The sequence below is a fragment of the Bacillus sp. VA13 genome, from assembly GCF_055710085.1.
In genome coordinates this window covers 192,517-210,817 of the sequence record NZ_JBVQPP010000003.1, presented here as the reverse complement: position 1 = coordinate 210,817, position 18,301 = coordinate 192,517, and the positions used below count along the sequence as shown (strand labels likewise).

Annotated in this window: 19 protein-coding genes, 1 pseudogene and 3 riboswitches; of the genes and pseudogenes, 12 read left to right on the top strand and 8 right to left on the bottom strand. The window is 45.4% G+C overall.

Annotated features, from left to right (window positions below; all coding sequences use genetic code 11):
• The first annotated feature begins 66 nt into the window (after positions 1-66).
• The 8 genes from AC0C66_RS12955 (at position 67) to AC0C66_RS12920 (ending at position 6,221) form a co-directional block, all read left to right on the top strand.
• Positions 67-594: a DinB family protein gene (locus AC0C66_RS12955; RefSeq protein ID WP_014113525.1), complete on the top strand. Its 528-nt coding sequence runs from the start codon at positions 67-69 to the stop codon at positions 592-594.
• The gene (locus AC0C66_RS12950) at positions 584-1,099 is read left to right on the top strand and encodes a GNAT family N-acetyltransferase (protein WP_014113526.1); all 516 of its coding nucleotides are present in this window, start codon (positions 584-586) and stop codon (positions 1,097-1,099) included. Before AC0C66_RS12955 ends, AC0C66_RS12950 begins: the two co-directional genes overlap by 11 nt.
• A 32-nt stretch (positions 1,100-1,131) precedes the next feature.
• A riboswitch (guanidine-I (ykkC/yxkD leader) is annotated at positions 1,132-1,243 on the top strand.
• Between the two features lie 77 nt (positions 1,244-1,320).
• On the top strand, positions 1,321-1,659 hold the full coding sequence (ykkC, locus tag AC0C66_RS12945; protein WP_014113527.1) for a multidrug efflux SMR transporter subunit YkkC: 339 nt from the start codon (positions 1,321-1,323) through the stop codon (positions 1,657-1,659).
• Complete coding sequence (ykkD, locus tag AC0C66_RS12940) at positions 1,659-1,976, top strand: multidrug efflux SMR transporter subunit YkkD (RefSeq protein WP_003218500.1); 318 nt, start codon at positions 1,659-1,661, stop codon at positions 1,974-1,976. Before ykkC ends, ykkD begins: the two co-directional genes overlap by 1 nt.
• Positions 1,977-2,046: 70 nt before the next feature.
• A complete protein-coding gene (gene purU / locus AC0C66_RS12935; RefSeq protein WP_014113528.1) occupies positions 2,047-2,949 on the top strand; it encodes a formyltetrahydrofolate deformylase in 903 nt (300 codons plus the stop codon).
• Between the two features lie 361 nt (positions 2,950-3,310).
• Positions 3,311-4,408 (top strand): glutamate 5-kinase, encoded by a 1,098-nt coding sequence (gene proB / locus AC0C66_RS12930; protein ID WP_072182940.1) that lies wholly within the window; start codon positions 3,311-3,313, stop codon positions 4,406-4,408.
• A gap of 11 nt (positions 4,409-4,419) precedes the next feature.
• Positions 4,420-5,667, top strand: a complete 1,248-nt coding sequence (proA, locus tag AC0C66_RS12925) for a glutamate-5-semialdehyde dehydrogenase (RefSeq protein ID WP_072182939.1) — start codon at positions 4,420-4,422, stop codon at positions 5,665-5,667.
• A 128-nt stretch (positions 5,668-5,795) separates the two neighbouring features.
• Positions 5,796-6,221 (top strand): organic hydroperoxide resistance protein, encoded by a 426-nt coding sequence (locus AC0C66_RS12920; protein WP_072182938.1) that lies wholly within the window; start codon positions 5,796-5,798, stop codon positions 6,219-6,221.
• Positions 6,222-6,255: 34 nt separating this feature from the next.
• On the opposite strand, the gene ohrR is transcribed toward AC0C66_RS12920, so the two are convergent.
• Positions 6,256-6,699: an organic hydroperoxide resistance transcriptional regulator OhrR gene (gene ohrR, locus AC0C66_RS12915; RefSeq protein WP_003218505.1), complete on the bottom strand. Its 444-nt coding sequence runs from the start codon at positions 6,697-6,699 to the stop codon at positions 6,256-6,258.
• A 141-nt stretch (positions 6,700-6,840) separates the two neighbouring features.
• Between ohrR and AC0C66_RS12910 the strand changes: the two genes are divergently transcribed.
• Both AC0C66_RS12910 and AC0C66_RS12905 read left to right on the top strand, forming a co-directional pair.
• Complete coding sequence (locus AC0C66_RS12910) at positions 6,841-7,251, top strand: organic hydroperoxide resistance protein (protein ID WP_014113533.1); 411 nt, start codon at positions 6,841-6,843, stop codon at positions 7,249-7,251.
• A gap of 124 nt (positions 7,252-7,375) precedes the next feature.
• Positions 7,376-8,471 (top strand): annotated as a pseudogene (locus AC0C66_RS12905) (glycosyltransferase).
• A gap of 5 nt (positions 8,472-8,476) precedes the next feature.
• On the opposite strand, the gene guaD reads toward AC0C66_RS12905, so the two are convergent.
• Positions 8,477-8,947, bottom strand: a complete 471-nt coding sequence (gene guaD, locus AC0C66_RS12900) for a guanine deaminase (protein ID WP_003239055.1) — start codon at positions 8,945-8,947, stop codon at positions 8,477-8,479.
• Positions 8,948-9,082: 135 nt separating this feature from the next.
• Between guaD and AC0C66_RS12895 the strand changes: the two genes are divergently transcribed.
• On the top strand, positions 9,083-9,709 hold the full coding sequence (locus AC0C66_RS12895) for a histidine phosphatase family protein (protein WP_072182934.1): 627 nt from the start codon (positions 9,083-9,085) through the stop codon (positions 9,707-9,709).
• A 38-nt stretch (positions 9,710-9,747) separates the two neighbouring features.
• Here AC0C66_RS12895 and metE read toward each other — a convergent pair whose 3' ends face one another.
• Together metE and isp are read right to left on the bottom strand one after the other, a co-directional pair.
• Entirely contained in the window at positions 9,748-12,036 is a 2,289-nt protein-coding gene (gene metE, locus AC0C66_RS12890) for a 5-methyltetrahydropteroyltriglutamate--homocysteine S-methyltransferase (protein WP_072182933.1), read from the bottom strand.
• Positions 12,037-12,163: 127 nt separating this feature from the next.
• Positions 12,164-12,319, bottom strand: a riboswitch (SAM riboswitch).
• 131 nt (positions 12,320-12,450) lie between these two features.
• Positions 12,451-13,410 (bottom strand): serine protease Isp, encoded by a 960-nt coding sequence (gene isp / locus AC0C66_RS12885; RefSeq protein WP_014113539.1) that lies wholly within the window; start codon positions 13,408-13,410, stop codon positions 12,451-12,453.
• A 222-nt stretch (positions 13,411-13,632) separates the two neighbouring features.
• Between isp and rsbRB the strand changes: the two genes are divergently transcribed.
• Positions 13,633-14,466, top strand: coding sequence for an RsbT co-antagonist RsbRB (rsbRB, locus tag AC0C66_RS12880; RefSeq protein ID WP_014113541.1), 834 nt, complete (start codon positions 13,633-13,635; stop codon positions 14,464-14,466).
• A 32-nt stretch (positions 14,467-14,498) separates the two neighbouring features.
• On the opposite strand, the gene thiX is transcribed toward rsbRB, so the two are convergent.
• Genes thiX through thiU form a run of 4 tightly spaced genes read right to left on the bottom strand, consistent with a single transcriptional unit; the run spans position 14,499 to position 18,068 of the window.
• Positions 14,499-15,263 (bottom strand): HMP/thiamine ABC transporter permease ThiX, encoded by a 765-nt coding sequence (gene thiX / locus AC0C66_RS12875; protein ID WP_061187327.1) that lies wholly within the window; start codon positions 15,261-15,263, stop codon positions 14,499-14,501.
• On the bottom strand, positions 15,238-16,878 hold the full coding sequence (locus AC0C66_RS12870; protein WP_072182932.1) for an ABC transporter ATP-binding protein: 1,641 nt from the start codon (positions 16,876-16,878) through the stop codon (positions 15,238-15,240). The genes thiX and AC0C66_RS12870 overlap by 26 nt, the downstream gene beginning before the upstream one ends.
• A complete protein-coding gene (locus tag AC0C66_RS12865; protein WP_014113544.1) occupies positions 16,865-17,464 on the bottom strand; it encodes an ECF transporter S component in 600 nt (199 codons plus the stop codon). The genes AC0C66_RS12870 and AC0C66_RS12865 overlap by 14 nt, the downstream gene beginning before the upstream one ends.
• Position 17,465: 1 nt before the next feature.
• On the bottom strand, positions 17,466-18,068 hold the full coding sequence (gene thiU, locus AC0C66_RS12860; RefSeq protein ID WP_072566171.1) for an HMP/thiamine ABC transporter substrate-binding protein ThiU: 603 nt from the start codon (positions 18,066-18,068) through the stop codon (positions 17,466-17,468).
• A 95-nt stretch (positions 18,069-18,163) separates the two neighbouring features.
• Positions 18,164-18,275, bottom strand: a riboswitch (TPP riboswitch).
• Between the last annotated feature and the right edge of the window lie 26 nt (positions 18,276-18,301).

Below are 18,301 nucleotides of genomic sequence, written 5' to 3'. Positions count from 1 at the left end.
TTTTTTCTTTTTTAAAGGGAATTTTTGTTTGGTGTCAAATGTACCTAGTTAGGAGGGGAACTGAACATGAAGGACTTATTCATTAGAAACGATATGGCACCAACGGTCAGTCTGTTGTATTCAGCAGTGGAAGAAAACAGTCTCCGTCTAGCTTCTATCGTAAGTCACATGACACACAATGAACTTTACTATAAGGGGCGCTGCCAAACAAAAAACAGCACAGCTCAGCTTTTGCACCATATCTCAAATGTTGATATCAGATGGGTCTGGCGTATCAAGGAAAACCGGCTACCAGATCATATTGAACAGGTATACGGCCCGATGACAGATGAAAGCGGACGGCTTCCTGAACCGGAGAATCAGCCCGGATTAGATGAACTCCTGAAAAGACATCAGCATGTGGTAAACGAGCTGAAATCGGTGTGTTACACCTTAACTGAAAATGATTTGCATCAGCCGCTTTCTTACGATGGTGACACCGCGACCATACGGTGGGGCATTTGGCATATGGCGGATCATAACCGCTATCATCAAGCACACATTGAAGCCCTCAAAAAAGAATGGAAGCAGGATGTAGCGAAATATGAGCGCTAAAACGAAGCTGCTGACCGATCGAATTCGTTTGCGCTGTATGGAAGATCGGGATCAAGCCTCTTTGTTTGAGCTTTTTAACGATCCTGACGTCATGAAATATTATTCCGGTTTAAAAGATAAAAGGCAAACCCGCGAGTGGATCAATTGGAACAAAAGAAATGAAAAAGGGTACGGCGTCAGTCTGTGGATCGCCGAAGATAAGCGGACAGGGGACTTTTTGGGGCAATGCGGCATCGTTCCTCAGCAGGTCGAAAATCAAACAGTAATGGAAATCGGCTATATGTTTGCCTGCCGCCACTGGGGGAACGGCTATGCGCAAGAAGCGGCTCGGGCCTGCCTGGACTACGGCTTCAACGAGCGGCAGTTCGGCAAGATGGCGGCTTTGATTGACCCTAATAACAAAGCGTCCATACGGGTAGCAGAGAAAATTGGCATGCTTTATGATAGAACGATCAGAAAATGGAATAAACCAATCGCAGTATATGAAAGAAAATCTTACAATTGAAAGATAGAGCTGAGTTTAGTATCATGATGTCAGGTAAAGTTTTCTAGGGTTCCGCGTGTCAATGGACATGGACTGGTCCGAGAGAAAACACATACGCGTAAATAGAGGCGTGTATGCACACGGAGGGAAAAAAGCCCGGGAGAGTCAATCTCATGAGAGACGACTGTCCGGGGTTTTTTTGTTTTCGGAGAATCTTACTGGAAAGAAAGGAATGACTTGAAATGAAATGGGGATTAGTCGTGCTTGCCGCCGTTTTCGAGGTGGTTTGGGTGGTAGGCTTAAAGCATGCTGACTCAGCTTTAACATGGAGCGGCACTGCCGTTGGCATCATAGTCAGCTTTTATCTTTTAATGAAGGCGACAAACAGTCTTCCTGTCGGAACCGTGTATGCCGTTTTTACCGGACTCGGAACGGCAGGGACAGTGCTGAGTGAAATCATTCTGTTTCATGAGCCGATTGGATGGCCGAAGCTTTTGTTAATCGGCGTGCTCCTCATCGGTGTAATCGGATTGAAGCTTGTGACACAGGATGAGACAGAGGAAAAAGGAGGCGAGGCATAATGCTGCACTGGATCAGTTTATTGTGCGCGGGATGTTTGGAGATGGCCGGCGTGGCCCTTATGAATCAATATGCGAAAGAAAAAAGCGTGAAATGGGTGCTGTTGATCATTGTTGGTTTTGCCGCTTCATTTTCCTTGCTGTCGTATGCCATGGAAACCATTCCAATGGGCACGGCTTACGCTGTCTGGACAGGCATTGGCACCGCCGGCGGAGCGCTTGTTGGCATCCTCTTTTACAAGGAGCCGAAAGACGCCAAACGGATCTTTTTTATCGCTTTGATTTTATGTTCAGCGGTTGGTTTAAAAATTCTGTCATAAATTGATTTTTATCAAATCTTCAGTATAATGGATAAATAGTTTAGACTTACAAAGATAAGAGGGATTATTCATGAAATCATATATGACACAGCGGTTGAACGAATACCGTGACGGAAATGAGGATAAAGGGCGTCTTTTGGTCAGCTGTCCCGATCAGCCTGGTATCGTCTCTGCGGTTTCCGCGTTTTTATTTGAACACGGCGCTAATATTATAGAATCCAATCAATATACGACAGACCCTGAAGGCGGCCGATTCTTCCTAAGAATCGAATTCGACTGCGAGGGTATTCGTGAGAAAAAAGAAACACTGCAGGAGGCGTTTGCGTCTGTTGCAGAAAATTTCGACATGACATGGAGCTTAACATTGGCAAGCGAGCTGAAGCGTGTCGCCATTTTTGTCTCAAAGGAGCTTCACTGCCTGCATGAGCTGATTTGGGAATGGCAAACCGGCAACCTGATGGCGGAAATCGCTGTTGTCATCAGCAACCATGAGGAAGCGAGAGAACTGGTTGAACGGCTGAACATTCCATTCCACTATATGAAAGCGAACAAAGACATCAGAGCGGAAGTCGAAAAGAAGCAGCTTGAACTGCTTGAGCAATATGAGATTGATGTGATCGTGCTTGCACGCTATATGCAGATCTTAACCCCTGACTTTGTTTCGGCTCATCCGAATCGCATCATCAATATCCACCATTCGTTTCTGCCTGCTTTTATCGGTGCGAATCCGTACAAACGGGCTTACGAGCGTGGCGTGAAACTAATCGGAGCGACATCTCACTATGTCACAAACGATCTTGATGAAGGGCCGATCATTGAACAGGATATTGAGCGCGTGGACCACCGCGATAATACGGAAGCACTGAAAAACATCGGAAGAACAATTGAACGCAGTGTGCTTGCCCGTGCTGTAAAATGGCATTTGGAAGACCGCGTTATCGTTCACGAAAATAAAACAATCGTCTTTAACTAGACGGCAAGATGCCCGCTCCATGCGGGCTCTTTTTGGTGACAAAAAACCTTGACAAGTGTCCTTTTTCTTTGCATAATATAAAAAAATCATTGAGCGTTGAAGAGGATTAGTAAGCAGACCTTTCTGTGACAGAGAGCAAAATGAACCGCTGAAACATTTTGCCGCATGAAACCTGCCGAACCTGCCTTGGAGTCTTAGGGGGAAAACCTAGGCGCGTAACCTGGCGTTACAGGAAAGCGGAGCGTGCATCAGCGCGTTCAATCAAGGTGGTACCACGGAAACCCATTTCGTCCTTATGAATCAGGATGAAATGGGTTTTTTTATTGTAAGTTGGCTGGCAAAAAGCCGCGGAGGAGAATAAATGAAAAAACAAAGAATAGTAGTGAAAATAGGAAGCAGTTCGCTCACAAATAGCAACGGAAGCATTGATGAGGCAAAAATCAGAGATCATGTCCAAGCCATTTCCCTCTTGAAGAAAGCGGGACATGAAATGATTCTGATTACTTCGGGAGCCGTAGCGGCGGGGTTTTCCAGCCTCGGTTATCCGTCCCGCCCCGTTACCATTAAAGGAAAGCAGGCGGCGGCCGCGGTCGGACAAACACTGTTAATGCAGCAATATATGAATCAATTTAAACAATACTCATTGACTCCGGGGCAAATCCTTTTAACGAGAAATGATTTTTCGAAAAGAGAACGGTATCGAAACGCGTATGCAACGATAATGGAATTACTGGAGCGCGGCGTCATTCCGATTATCAATGAAAATGACTCTACATCTGTTGAAGAATTGACATTCGGGGATAATGACATGCTTTCTGCGTTAGTCAGCGGATTGATTCATGCGGACCAGCTCATGATTCTCACTGACATTAACGGACTGTATGATGCCAATCCGAATGAAAATCCTGAGGCGAAACGATTTGATTATCTGCCGGAGATCACGCCTGAATTATTGGGATATGCGGGCTCAGCCGGATCAAAGGTCGGCACCGGCGGTATGAAATCAAAGCTATTAGCCGCTCAAACTGCACTGTCTCTTGGAGTGAAAGTGTTCATTGGAACAGGCAGCGGAGAGCAAAAGCTGGCGGACATATTGGACGGCAGGGGAGACGGCACTTATATCGGAGACAAAGAACTATCCTCGGTTAACAACACGAGACAGTGGATTCAGTTCCACTCGCCGATAGCAGGAGAGATCCTCATTGATGCGGGTGCCGAGGAGGCGATGATCCATAACGGAAGCAGCCTGCTGCCGGCTGGCGTAGTGGGCGTAAATGGAAGCTTTCCGAAAGGGGCGGTCGTGGAAGTCAGGGGACCGGGCGGCGTGATCGGCAAAGGCCAAACTCATTACTCCTCCGAGGAGATTATGGAGGCCAAAGGCAAACGAAGTAATGAACTTGATTTTGAGAGAACGTTTGAGGTTATTCATAGGAATGACTGGGTCAATTTAAAAGACTAGGAGGCAGAAAAATGAGTGAAGTTTCTGTAAAAGCGAAGCTGGCGAAAGAAGCAGCAGCCGAAATGATCATGAAAACAACGGTCGAGAAGGATGAGGCGCTCAGTCTCATTGCAAACGGACTCCGCAACGAACTGGACTTTCTCTTGTCAGAGAATGCAAAAGACATTAAGAACGGAAAAGAAAATGGTTTAACACCGGATGTCATTGACCGTCTCACGCTGGATGAGAAACGCATTCGTGACATTGCGGACGCGGTAGAGCTCTTAATCGACTTGGCGGACCCGGTCGGCGAATCTCTTGAAACGATTGAAAAGGAAAACGGCCTGTTTATTGAAAAAATCCGTGTGCCGCTCGGTGTTGTCGGAATGATCTATGAAGCGAGGCCGAATGTGACAGTCGACGCGGCGACCCTCTGCTTAAAGACGGGTAACGCGGTTGTCCTGAGGGGGAGCTCCTCAGCCATTCACAGCAATAAAGCACTCGTGAATGTTATTCACAGAGCACTCGAGCAATCAGCGCTTCCGATCAACGCTGTGCAGCTGATTGAGGATACGAGCAGAGAGACAGCAAAAGAGCTCTTTACGTTAAATGATGGCTTAGACGTATTGATTCCGCGCGGTGGCAAGAAATTGATCGATCTCGTTGTCAGAGAATCAACAGTGCCTGTATTAGAAACCGGAGCAGGAAACTGCCACATTTTCATTGACGAAACGGCCAAACCGCAAATGGCAGAAAAGGTTGTCGTAAATGCCAAAACGCAGCGCCCTTCCGTATGCAACGCGATTGAATCACTCCTGATCCATAAAGCATGGGCGAAGCAACACGGGAAAGAATTGCTGGCTCAGCTAGAAAACGCAGGAGTTGACATTCGCGGTGATGAATTTGTATGTGAACTTCATCCTTCAAGCAAACAAGCGTCAGAAGAAGATTGGGAAACGGAATTTTTAGCGCCTGTCATTAGCGTAAAGACGGTTGAGAACGTCCAAGAAGCTGTGAAGCATATCCAACAATACGGCACCAATCATTCTGAAGCAATTTTAACTGAAGATGACAAGCACGCGGCTTATTTTCAAACGGCTGTCGATGCTGCCGCTGTCTATCATAATGCGTCAACCCGTTTTACCGATGGATTTGAATTCGGCTACGGAGCCGAAATCGGCATCAGCACGCAAAAGCTTCATGCAAGAGGGCCGATGGGACTTCCAGCACTGACTTCTACAAAATACATTATTAAAGGAACAGGGCAAATCCGCGAATAGCGGGGCAATATTCGATGAAAAAGCTTATCTCTAACGGGATAAGCTTTTTTTGTGCGCTGAAAAATTGACACTGTAAATTAAATTGTGTACAATTCAATTGTATAAAATATATTTAGGGGGATACAAAAATGAGTCAGCCATTATTTACAGCGACTGTTTCAGCGGTAGGAGGAAGAGAAGGAAAGGTGATTTCATCAGACCGCGTTCTCGAGCTCGATGTCGCAATGCCGGGGACACCGAGAGCAAAGAAATTAGAAAAAGCGACAAATCCGGAGCAGCTGTTTGCAGCAGGTTACGCAGCTTGCTTTGACAGCGCACTTCAGCTTGTAGCAAGAACAGAACGAATGAAAGTGGAGACAGAGGTTACAGCGCATGTCAGCCTGTTAAAGGATGAAGCAGATCAAGGCTACAAACTGGGTGTGACGCTGCAGGTGAAAGGAAAAGGAGTCAGTGCATCAGAATTACAGGCACTTGTGCAAAAAGCGCACGGCGTCTGCCCGTATTCAAAAGCAACCTCCGGAAATATCGATGTTACGCTTGAAGTAGCTGAATAATAGAAAAAAAGAGGATACCTCGTATAAGGTATCCTCAATTTTTTTGATGAAGTGTTTCCAGCAATGTATATAGAGCGGATTTTAACTGTTTCAGGTCCTCTCCGGACTGATTTGAAAGCCCTAGGATTGTCCCTGGAATGTCAGCCGCTTTTTCTTTTAGTAACTCTCCGTCCTCTGTCAGGCTGATCAACACGGACCGCTCATCCTCTTCAGATCTTTTTCTCGTAATCAAACCCTGCTGTTCCATTCGTTTTAGCATCGGAGTGAGCGTTCCCGAATCTAAATATAGCAGCTCGCCCATTTTTTTGACAGTTAGCGTTTCGTGTTCCCATAACAAAAGCAAAACCAAATATTGAGGGTACGTCACATTTAGCTTTTCAAGCAGCGGCTTGTATTGCTTTGTCATTTCCCGCGAGCTCGCATAAAGCAAAAAACATAGCTGATTCTCCAATTTCATATGGTCAAATTCATTTTCCATCTTGTTCACCAACTCTTTTTGTCATTCGATTCTATTGTATCTGAAAAACTTCACTTTTCCTATTCTCGGCTAACATAGCATGTTTAAAAAGATCAGAAAGGGAAATATAACAACTAGATACAAATAAGGAGGTTGGATAATATGGCACTATTTACAGCAAAAGTAACCGCGCGCGGCGGACGGGCAGGACATATTACATCAGATGACGGTGTTCTTGATTTTGATATTGTAATGCCAAATGCCAAAAAAGAAGGACAAACCGGCACAAACCCGGAGCAGCTCTTTGCGGCAGGATACGCTGCTTGCTTCGGCGGCGCGCTCGAACATGTGGCCAAAGAACAAAATATCGAGATTGATTCCGAAATTGAAGGACAGGTCAGCCTCATGAAGGATGAGAGCGACGACGGGTTTAAAATCGGCGTAACACTTGTTGTGAACACAAAAGATTTGGATCGCGACAAGGCGCAAGAGCTTGTCAATGCTGCTCATGAATTCTGTCCTTATTCAAAGGCAACCAGAGGAAATATTGATGTAAAATTAGAATTAAAATAATGAACGGCATCCTGAGGGTTCTCAGGATGTTTTTTTGTGGGGAAGCATGCGGGGCGGGCATGATCTTTTCGAAGTGTGAATACATGTAATATAGGTGAATTCATACTAGAGAAAAGGTGAGTACATGAAGAGACCAAAGCTGTCAGTATGTATGATTGTGAAAAATGAAGAACGCCATATTGCCCGCTGTTTAGAGAGTGTGCAGCCTATTGCCGATGAAATCATTGTGATTGATACCGGGTCAAACGATCGTACGGAAGACATTTGCACAAGCTTTCATGCCCAGGTTTATCGTCATAGATGGGAGCAGGATTTTTCACAGGCGAGAAATGCCAGCCTACAGCATGCCAAGGGTGAGTGGATATTGATCTTGGATGCTGACGAAGAATTAGATCCGGACACAGGCAGCCTATTGCCTTCGCTGCTGACTGACAGCCTGCCATCTCTCGGCTGCGTGAAGGTTGACAGGGAAGGAATGGGATGAAAACGAAGCGTTTGACCAAAGGCAGATCAGGCTGATCCGCAATCAGCAAAACATAACGTTTACGGGAAGGGTTTGCGAAAGGCCTGAGGGAGAAGAAGAAAGCAGTATTTTCTCACTTCCATGTATCATTCACCATTACGGGTATTTAGAGCAGGAGGCACAGCAAAAGCATAAACACAACATGAGCTTATTGAATATGGAATTGCTGACATCCAGTACTGACCCGTCTCTCCTTTATCAGAAAGCAGCTGAGTATGATAGAGGAAACGAACATGATAAAGCCCTCAGGCTGGCAGTGGATTGCATCAAGGAGTATAAAAGAAAAAAGCAAATTCCGCCGCCTGCTATCTATTATTTAAAGTATAAATTATTAATTGACGCAGAACGGTACGAAGAAGCGGAACGGGATATCCATGAAGCGCTGAGACATTATCCGGATTACTGCACGCTTCACTATTATAAAGGAATCATCATGTATCAGCTTAAAAAAGTCAGAGAAGCGATCACAGCCTTTGACACTTGCCTGCAAACCAATAATGAAAACCATCAGTACGTACAGGTGAAGGGGGCAGCCGATTATAGATCAAGCTGCTGGCTCGGTGTCTGCCATGCTGAATTGCGTCAGCATATGACTGCTGTTTTGTATTTGCAAAAAGCGCTGAAAGTCAATCCGAAGTGCGCACGGGCACAGCGGCTTCTCACCGAATTAACAAAGGATCAGGCCGCACATGCCTGATCCTTTTAATATTCTTTCTTATTGGCAAAATCCCGCCATGCCTGGAATGGGGATAAATGCTCCTTCAGGGTCACCTGATAAAAAGGTATGTTTCTTTTTTCTGCCGGTTTATCAATTTCTTCATATATGAATGAATCATCAAATCCGGCTTCAGCAGCGTCTGTGTGCTCCGCTGCATAGTAAACGGCTTTCGGCCTGGCCCAGTAGATGGCGCCTAAGCACATGGGACACGGCTCGCAGCTCGCATATAAAATGCAATCATCAAGCTGATAGGTGTCAAGTGCCCGGCAGGCATTTCGAATAGCTGTCACTTCTGCATGGGCAGTCGGGTCATTGCTTGTTGTGACGTTGTTCTGTCCCTCGGCAATAATGGCTCCGTCTTTCACGATAACGGCTCCGAAAGGCCCGCCAACTCCCGCATTCACTCCTTCACGAGCAAGATCGACAGCCCGTTTTAAGAACTTTTCATGATTCATCCTAAACCCTCCTGTCAATTGAGTGTTATAAGTATAGCCGAAAAGAAGTGCAAAGAACATTCTCAAAAAAGTGAAAAGTAAACAAAATATTTGGGGGATTTGCTAAGATAAGAGGAGAAAAGAGGAGGGGTGATCATGCTGCATTTATATATTGCCAGGCACGGACAGACTCAATGGAACGTGGAAAAACGGATGCAGGGCTGGCTGGATTCTGATTTAACAGAACTTGGACTGTATAACGCCCGCGCTCTTGGGGAGCGTCTGAAGGATATTGAATTGAATCAGGTATACATCAGCCCGAGCAAGCGGACAGAAGAGACAGCAAAAACCGTACTGGGATCGCGGAGGCTCCCGCTGGTTAAAGATCATATGTTCAGAGAAATGTCACTGGGCTCATGGGAAGGGAAAAAACAAGAAGATATTGAAAGGGACGAACCAGATCTTTTTCATGCTTATTTTCATTATCCCGAAGCTTATCGCCAGCAGGGATGTGAAACGTTTTTTGACTTTGAAAACCGGGTAAGGCTAGCTCTCCAATCTATTTTAGACAGCCATTCTTCCGGTAATGTTCTCTTGGTTACCCATTCTGTCTTTATATTAATGCTGTTAAATATCATAAAGGGAAGACGCGTTCATGACATATGGAATTCTGCTTACATACATGATACATCATTGAGCCTTGTGGAATTTGATGAAAATGGAACAGCCAAAATATTAATAGAAGGGGACGGGAAGCATCGGAAACCGATTTCCGCTTTCTAATAGAAAAAACCATCTGCCAAAGACAGATGGTTTCTATTTTATACAAGCTGTGTCTGCTGAGCTCTTGCCTGTTTTGCGGCTTCAACCATGTTTTTCAATGCGGCAACCGTTTCTTCCTGCTGTCTTGTTTTCAATCCGCAGTCTGGGTTTACCCAGAAGCGGTCAGTCGGACAGACGGCAAGCGCGTCAACGATAATGTTGTACATTTCTTCAGTTGACGGTACACGAGGGCTGTGAATGTCATATACACCAAGGCCTAGCCCTTTCAAATACGGATGGTCTTTTAAATAATCTAAAAATCCTCCGTGGCTTCTGCTGTGTTCGATTGTAATCACATCGGCATCAAGATCATTGATCGTATCGACGATGTCTTCGAAGTTGCTGTAGCACATATGTGTATGAATTTGCGTCTCGTTTTTCACGGAAGAAGTGGTTAATCTGAATGCTTCTGCCGCCCAAGTCAAATACTCATCCCAATCTTGGGTTTTTAATGGAAGGCCTTCGCGCAGCGCCGGTTCATCCACTTGAATAATTTGAATGCCTGCGTCTTCAAGCGCTTTTACTTCTTTGCGAAGGGCAAGCCCGATTTGGAAGGCGATTTCTTTTCTCGAAATGTCGTTTCGAGGGAAAGACCAGTTTAAGATTGTAACAGGACCGGTCAGCATTCCTTTCACATGCTTGGATGTCAGGGACTGTGCATATACCGTGTCTTTCACTGTCATCGGTTCAATGAATTCAACATCTCCGTAAATGACTGGCGGGCGGACACAGCGTGAGCCGTATGATTGAACCCAAGCGTATTTTGTGAAGGCAAAGCCGGCCAGCTTTTCACCAAAGTATTCGACCATATCTGTCCGTTCAAATTCACCGTGCACTAGCACATCAAGATCCAATTCTTCCTGAATATCAATCCATCGTTTTGTTTCCGCATTGATAAAGTCTTGGTACTGTTCATCAGACCACTCATTTTTCCGCCATTTTTGGCGTGCGCTCCGCACTTCAGCAGACTGCGGGAAGCTTCCGATCGTAGTTGTCGGCAAAAGCGGAAGGCCGAGAGAGTCATTTTGCAGGGCTAAACGTTCTTCAAACGGAATCGGGCGTTTGAAGTCTTTATCGGTTAATTGCTCAAGTTCTTTCTTTTGTTCAGAATTTGCGCCTGTTGCAAACTGTTTGAGCGCCTGAATATCAGCTTTCGCCTGCTGAATCTGTTCGCTGATCGCCGCTTTTCCTGATACTAAACCTTCTTTCAAAGCTGTCAGCTCGGCTAGTTTTTCTTTTGCGTAGGATAATCCGTTCAGCAGATCCTTTTCCAAATGCTCATCAGGGTGCTTCGCTACCGGAACATGCAGCAGGCTGCTGGAAGGCTGAATCCACAGTTCATCAACCTTTGCAATGCTGAGAATATCAAGAACGGCATCGAGACGTTCTTCAAGATCCGCTTTCCAAATGTTGCGTCCGTCGATAACGCCGGCTGCCAGCACTTTGTCTGTTGGGAATCCGTGTGTTTTCAGCTGTTCCAGGTTTCTGCCTTTATCATGAACGAAATCAAGGCCAATTCCCTGTACCGGGTAAGAGATCAGCTCTTCATAAGCATCAACAGAATCAAAATACGTCTGCAAAAGCACATTCAAGGATGAAAGCTCGTTAGTCATGCTTTCAAATAATTCTTTTGCGCCGCGGACATCTTTGGCAGAAGCTGTAACAAGCGCCGGCTCATCGATTTGAACCCATTTTACGCCTTCTTCTTCCAGCTCTTTCAGAAGCTGTACATATAACGGCACAAGGCGTTTTTGGATCGCTTTTGCTTCAGACGGTTCATAGCCTTTAGCAAGCGTGACGAACGTATAAGGGCCGACAATCACAGGTTTTGTTTCAACGCCGTATTCCTGTTTGATCCGGCGGTAATCTGTGAGCTGTTTGTTTCTTGTCAGGCGGAATTCAATGCTCTCGTCATATTCCGGAACGATGTAATGGTAATTTGTATTAAACCATTTTGTCATTTCACTGGATACGGCGTCTTTTATTCCGCGGGCGATAGCAAAGTATGTATCGGTAGCGTCAGTCAAATGTCTGAACCGTTTCGGAATCCAGTTGAAGCTGACTGCTGTGTCGAGTACATGGTCATACTGTGTGAAATCAGAAACAGGCACAACATCAATCTGCTGGTCAATTTGTGTTTTTGCTGCGGATAAAAATAGGTCGTCGATTTGCTTTAAAAACGTATCTTTATCAGTGCTGCCTTTCCAATACGCTTCAAGTGCTTTTTTCCATTCTCTGTTCAGTCCAATTCTCGGGAATCCTACATTCGATGTTTTGATGGTTGTCATTGTTTCTCCTCCTTTATATGTAAAACACTCTCGTTAACCCGCGGATACAGGCCGCTAAGAGGTTTTCTCACAATAAAAAGCCTCTTTCCCATGAGAGAAAGAGGCTTTTCTGCGTAAAACACTGCCTCTCTCATCTCTCAGACACAATCTGATGGAATTAGCACCGTGCCTTATGAGACATCAGTCTCGGCGCGAAAAGCAGTGCGCCCCATTTCACAATGGAATTACGGTCGGTTGCTGTTGGGGTCAAAAGGCCAATCCCTCGCCCAACTCTCGATAAGAGAAAATGTTATTAATTTTTTGAAAAGTTGAATCATTTGTTGGTAATCTTAACAGTAATTCAAATTCGCTGTCAACATAGAATTTGAAATTTTATTTACAATATTTGGTTTATGTTATATAAGAAAAATAATTTTATAGGGTCATCAAATGTGATTGCTCTGCTCTTTCTGCCAGCTCATCAGGAGCAGTTAAATACAGGAATCCATTGCCTGCCAGCGTTTTAGCAATATCAAGCGGAAGAGTCCTGCGGATCAGCTGTGCATAAACCTCAGATTCAGAAAGCTTTCTTTGAAATGATTCTTCTTCATAGCTTTTGATTAAAGCAAGCGCTCCGCTGACATGGGGAGCAGCCATTGAAGTGCCGGTAAGCTTACCGTACTTCTTGTTAGGAAGAGTGGATAAGATATTTTCTCCGGGAGCCACAAGGTCAATCTCTTTATTCGCGTTAGAAAATTCTGATAATTCTCGCGCTACCGAAACAGATCCGACCGCGATGACTTCATTATAAGCCGCAGGGTAGGAAAGCTCTTCTGTGCGTTCGTCTCCGTCACCCTCATTTCCCGCTGCGCAAACGACAAGCACTCCGTTTTTGACGGCGTTTTTCACTGCTTCTGCCAGCTCTGGCACATCGCTTGGTCCGCCAAGGGACATTGAGATGATATCGACTTTCTGTTCCACCGCGTAGTTAATGCCGTTAATAATCCATTCGTATTGTCCGCTGCCGTTTTCACCGCCAAGAACCTTCACAATCAATAGGCTTGCCTCAGGCGCGACCCCGGTAATGCCGCCGTTTGAATCGTTAGCTGCAATTGTTCCAGCGACGTGTGTGCCATGTCCGTTGTAGTCGGAGATCGCATCTTCCTTGCCGCCGTCATCATCCGTGAAGTTCTTTCCGCCGATGATTTGGTTCTTTAAATCAGGATGGCTTGTGTCGCAGCCCGTATCCAATACAGCAATTTTTACATTTTTGCCTTTTACCCCTTTTGCCCACATTTCTGGCGCCTTAATCACTTTAATGCCCTCAGGAAGCTCGTTTACATCCATGATCTGCTCATTCGTCACATACGGGATCAAGCGGATTTCACCATTCATAAAAAAGCCCTCCTTTTTTATGCTTTCAAGTGGATTCAAGGGTGTTGCCTCATATTATATGAAAAAAACAACCGCTCGGACAGAGCCATTTGAAGCATTTTGAAAAAATAGGATACAACCCAAAGAATTAGTAATTTTCAAAATATTGGATGGCTTCAGCATGTATGACTGGGATTCAGCTGTTAGTCAAGTTATAATAGTGTTGGGGAAAGGAGCAGTGTGATGAAACTGAATGAAAAATTATATGCATTTTTTTCAGAACATGTTGAACAAATGGCCGAGGAATGGATTGAAACGATGGAGGAAAGCGATCCGAATTCGCTTTACGCCTTACATAATGCTTCTGTAACGGAAGAATTGAAAGAGCAGGATAGAGAATTTTATCGGCATCTGAATTACATGTATGTTTTACCGGAAAAACAATTTCTCGAAGAATTTCAAGAGTGGGTCATTGAGCTGACGAACGATCAAAAGCATCTTGACACTCCGGTTCAGTATGTCATTCGGGAGTTTATGAGAAACCGGAGATTATATACGAAGTATTTTGAGAAGTTCGCAGAAGAAAACGAGTCGGCGTTTGAATCGGGAGAGAAACAAAAATGGGCAGATTTGATTGTAAAAGTATTTGATTTTACCATTTATACCTTCGTCGATCACGCTGAAATGAATGCCAAACAGCAATTAAACGCCCAAAGAGAAATGATACTAGAATTAAGCTCGCCTATCATTACCCTGAGCAAATCAACAGCTCTGCTTCCGCTTGTCGGTGACATTGATACAGAACGGGCAAAGTTTATTCTGGAAAACACGCTTCAGGCTTGTGCAAAAAGACGCGTGGAGCATCTGTTAATCGATCTGTCAGGTGTTGTGGTGGTTGATACGATGGTAGCACACCAAATCTTTAAATTGATCGAGGCGCTCAATTTGATCGGTGTTAGGTCAACCCTGTCAGGAATCAGGCCTGAAATTGCGCAAACCGCTGTACAGCTGGGGATTGATTTTTCGAATATTACAATTAAAACCAATCTTGCCCAGGCATTAAACTATCATCAATAAGAAAAAATCCGCTATCCCCGATAGCGGATTTTTTATGAGGCAAAACAGAAAGATACGAGAAAAGATCCTGCGAATAACAAGAGAACGAGGCAAAAGAACAGCCAGTCGCGCCGGTTGACGGTTAGTGTCCGGTAATATGTCCGGTTTCTGCTTCCAGTAAAACCTTTCGATTCCATCGCAAGCGCTGTCCGTTCCGCTTTTCTAATGGCGCTTGCCAAAAGCGGGATGGTATACCGCTTTAACGCGCTGATTTTCTCAATGAAGCCGCTCTCCGCCGCTCCTCCTCTGATCTTGTGAGCCTGCTGGATCAGCTGGACCTCATCCTTTAACAGCGGAAGAAAACGAAAGCCTGCAATGACGCCATATGCGAGCTTTGGTGAGAGCTTGCACTGCTGGACAAGGCTCAGCATAAATAAAATCGGATCGGTTGTAAAAACAAACATCATCGATAAGGCAGAAAAGCACAAAATACGAAACCCGAGAGAGATGCCGACAGATACATTATCGCTGTTGATCGAGATAGGACCAGCTTGAAATAAGAAATTATCCGGAGTTGTCGGAACCTTGCCAAAAACAGCGGCTGTCCATACGCATCCGAATGCCAAAATCAAAAACGGAATCGTAAACAAAAACCATTTTTTCAATGGGATTTTGGCCGCCAATAGAATACCCGCAACAATGATGATATAAAAACACGCAGGAGTGTAAGGATTGTAAATAAACGACAGCATGACAACACAGCAAAAAACGGCGGCCGCTTTCACTGTCGGATTAATGAGATGTAACGGCTGTTTCATCACGCACCTCCTTTTGATATGCCATCCATTCATATAAAAGGGGAAGGGTGAGCTTTGCTTTTTGGACAAGCCCTGTTTCCTGAGAAAATAACTGCGCTGGAGATCCGTCAAAGGCCAGGCCCGTATCGTGAAGCACTAGCACGCTGTCGGCATACGAAGACACAAGCTCCATATCGTGTGTAATCATGAGGACAGCGGTTCCTTCTGCCTTGATACGCTGAATCATGTCCATGCATTCAGCCGCCGTACGGGCGTCCTGGCCAAAGGTTGGTTCGTCTAATAATAAAACCTTTACGTCATGCATGAGCATGGTAGCGACGCTCAGGCGCCGTTTTTGCCCTTGGCTGATTGCAAACGGATGATGATCAGCCAAATGCGCAAGACCGAAACGATGCAGCAGGTGCTGCGCTTTTTTCTCAGTTTCAGCATTTACTTTCTGGCCGAACAGCAGCTCGTCATATACTGTGCCGGCGACGAACTGATGCTCCGGGTTTTGAAAAACAAATCCCATTCGTTTTCGCAGTTCAGTTTCTTTATACGATTGCAGCGGCTTATCATATAGAAGAATCTTGCCGTTTTTCGGCTTCATCAGACGGGCGAGGACGGATAAAAGTGTTGATTTTCCAGTGCCGTTCGGGCCGACAAGCGCCGTCAAAGAGCCTTCGCGCAATGAAAAGCTGATGTTTTTGAAAATCGTCTGCTGTCCTCTTGCGAACGAAAGGCCGCTGATTTCCAGCACACTCTTCCCAGAAGGAGCTTCCTTCTTTTCGGCATGCCCGGCAAAGGGTTCTTTGAAAAGCGTTTCTTTTGATAAAGTAAACGGCATACTGAGTTTTTCCTGCAGGCCACACACTTTTGGAATCGCGATGCCCAACTCCTTTAGGCTTTCCGCTTCGTGCTGAAATAGATCTTTCGTCCGGCCATCGAGCGCTTTTTTCCCTGATTTGTCCAGTACAATCGTTCTCTCAATCCAAGGCGTCCATTCTTCAAGCTGGTGCTCAATGACGAGGAGGCTGAAGCCTTTTTCTTGCTGAAGATCTTTCATCATGTGAACGAATTCCCGAGCTGAATATGGATCTAATAAAGAAGTTGGCTCATCTAACATAATAAGCTCAGGCTCCATCGCCAAAATACAGGCGAGAGCCACTTTTTGTTTTTGTCCTCCTGACAGTGCAGATATTGTTTTTTCTTTTAAATGGGTAATGCATAATTTTTCTAATACGGCATCAATCTTCTCCGCCATCTCTTCTTTCGGAACCTGCAGATTTTCTAGCCCAAAAGCGATTTCGTCCTCCACCGTCAGCATGCAAAACTGCTGATCCGGGTCCTGAAAGACGACCCCGGCATGCTGAGCAATTGTTTCGGAGGTTTCAGCACCAGTGACCGGCTTTTGAAATAAAAATACATGTCCGGACTGTATGCCGTCGCAAGCCTCCGGGTAAAGACCGTTTAAACAAAGGGCGAGCGAGCTTTTTCCGCACCCGCTCGGCCCTAACAATAAAGCGCATTCTCCTTTTTGAAGCTCAAACGAAATGTTTTGAAATACCGGTTTCTCGTCTTCTTCATAAGAGAAGCTGAGCTGGTCAACCGTCAGGAAGTCATCAAAGGCTTGCATGTTCTGATGCCTGCTTCCGTTTCTTTTTCAGTTCCTTTCCGAGTGCCATTCCGTTTAACACACCCGTATAAGCGAGAGAGTCACTGATCGCTTTTCCGAGCAGCCCCGCAAGCAACGCGCCGGAAATCAGACGGATGACAAGCATGATAAGAAGATAACCTGGTGAATAGGCTGCATAGCCAGAAACAAAGAGATCGTAGATAAAGCTGGCTACTGAAGATCCCATTCCTGCCAGCAGAAGTACAGGCAGAGAGTATACTTTCCAGCGTGTCGCGAGAAATACAGCCTCAGCCCCGAGACCTTGTACAATGCCGATGACGATGACCATCGGGCCAGACGGATTTCCCAGCAAGCATTCTACGAGAGCGGCAATGATTTCAGAAACTAGCGCCGCACCCGGTTTTCGAATAATGTACGCGGCGATGACAGAAACGATAAACCAAATGCCGTAAATCGGTTCATAGGCGATTGGCCCGAACATACCTGCAAGTACGTTTCCGAAATGCGTGAATAATAAATAAACAACGGCAAAAACGATACTGATAACGGACATGATGACAATTTCTTTTACTTTCCAGCTTTTCATTTTATCCCTGCTTTCTGTTTTTTCTTGATGGACTGTTAGCCGAGAGATTCACAGTCATGGTTACGTGGTTTGTTTGCTGTTCAGCCATGCGGAAAACGGCCTCCAGTGTTCTGAACACGTCATGCGCATCCCCGTCAAGCTCGCTCGCATAATGGACACCTTGTACGAAGGTGCCTTCTGCTTTCGCAATATCGACAGCTTCCATGATCAAGCCCATATAATCCGGCTCATTCATCGGATAAAGCGCAAATTGGCACGGCGCTTCCGCGTTTAGGCTTCGGACAGCATCTTCATTGACACGCTTATCGTTCGCGGAAAGATATGTATCTCCCTGTGTATCGCCCGGGCATCCGATGGAAAACGTGCCGTTCATGACGATGTGTTTTTCGCTGTTCGCCGCATAAAGATAAATGGCTTTGGCAGCGTCGAATACATGATCAATCGACCCGCGCAGAACTGTGCTGATATGGTCGGTTTTCGTCCAAACTTTAGATGTGTCTGTTTTTTTTAGCGCAGACTTGATCACACCGATAAAATCATCCGTCATCGGGTATAAAGAGAACCGAAACCCGGCAATTCTGCTTGTACCACAAATATGATCCATTTCTCCGACCTCCTGTTTTTTTGGTAAAATAAAAAACTGCATATCCTAAGGGAATATGCAGTCATAGATCGATTAAGCGCACAAAAAATACACCATTCGGTCAACCTGCACTTCCCCACGCTGGTATTATCCAGATCGGGTCATAAGGGATCAAAGCGCGTGTTTACGCGCTTTATCTCAGCCAAAACAGCACCCCTAGTGCTTTCCGTATACAATTTTTTATTTTGACATCA

Excerpts from the sequence above, each read along its gene's own strand:
- AC0C66_RS12955 (WP_014113525.1), top strand. The coding sequence starts at position 67 with ATGAAGGACTTATTCATTAGAAACGATATGGCACCAACGGTCAGTCTG.
- AC0C66_RS12950 (WP_014113526.1), top strand. The coding sequence starts at position 584 with ATGAGCGCTAAAACGAAGCTGCTGACCGATCGAATTCGTTTGCGCTGT.
- ykkC (WP_014113527.1), top strand. The coding sequence starts at position 1,321 with ATGAAATGGGGATTAGTCGTGCTTGCCGCCGTTTTCGAGGTGGTTTGG.
- ykkD (WP_003218500.1), top strand. The coding sequence starts at position 1,659 with ATGCTGCACTGGATCAGTTTATTGTGCGCGGGATGTTTGGAGATGGCC.
- purU (WP_014113528.1), top strand. The coding sequence starts at position 2,047 with ATGAAATCATATATGACACAGCGGTTGAACGAATACCGTGACGGAAAT.
- proB (WP_072182940.1), top strand. The coding sequence starts at position 3,311 with ATGAAAAAACAAAGAATAGTAGTGAAAATAGGAAGCAGTTCGCTCACA.
- proA (WP_072182939.1), top strand. The coding sequence starts at position 4,420 with ATGAGTGAAGTTTCTGTAAAAGCGAAGCTGGCGAAAGAAGCAGCAGCC.
- AC0C66_RS12920 (WP_072182938.1), top strand. The coding sequence starts at position 5,796 with ATGAGTCAGCCATTATTTACAGCGACTGTTTCAGCGGTAGGAGGAAGA.
- ohrR (WP_003218505.1), bottom strand. The coding sequence starts at position 6,699 with ATGGAAAATGAATTTGACCATATGAAATTGGAGAATCAGCTATGTTTT.
- AC0C66_RS12910 (WP_014113533.1), top strand. The coding sequence starts at position 6,841 with ATGGCACTATTTACAGCAAAAGTAACCGCGCGCGGCGGACGGGCAGGA.
- guaD (WP_003239055.1), bottom strand. The coding sequence starts at position 8,947 with ATGAATCATGAAAAGTTCTTAAAACGGGCTGTCGATCTTGCTCGTGAA.
- AC0C66_RS12895 (WP_072182934.1), top strand. The coding sequence starts at position 9,083 with ATGCTGCATTTATATATTGCCAGGCACGGACAGACTCAATGGAACGTG.
- metE (WP_072182933.1), bottom strand. The coding sequence starts at position 12,036 with ATGACAACCATCAAAACATCGAATGTAGGATTCCCGAGAATTGGACTG.
- isp (WP_014113539.1), bottom strand. The coding sequence starts at position 13,410 with ATGAATGGTGAAATCCGCTTGATCCCGTATGTGACGAATGAGCAGATC.
- rsbRB (WP_014113541.1), top strand. The coding sequence starts at position 13,633 with ATGAAACTGAATGAAAAATTATATGCATTTTTTTCAGAACATGTTGAA.
- thiX (WP_061187327.1), bottom strand. The coding sequence starts at position 15,263 with ATGAAACAGCCGTTACATCTCATTAATCCGACAGTGAAAGCGGCCGCC.
- AC0C66_RS12870 (WP_072182932.1), bottom strand. The coding sequence starts at position 16,878 with ATGCAAGCCTTTGATGACTTCCTGACGGTTGACCAGCTCAGCTTCTCT.
- AC0C66_RS12865 (WP_014113544.1), bottom strand. The coding sequence starts at position 17,464 with ATGAAAAGCTGGAAAGTAAAAGAAATTGTCATCATGTCCGTTATCAGT.
- thiU (WP_072566171.1), bottom strand. The coding sequence starts at position 18,068 with ATGGATCATATTTGTGGTACAAGCAGAATTGCCGGGTTTCGGTTCTCT.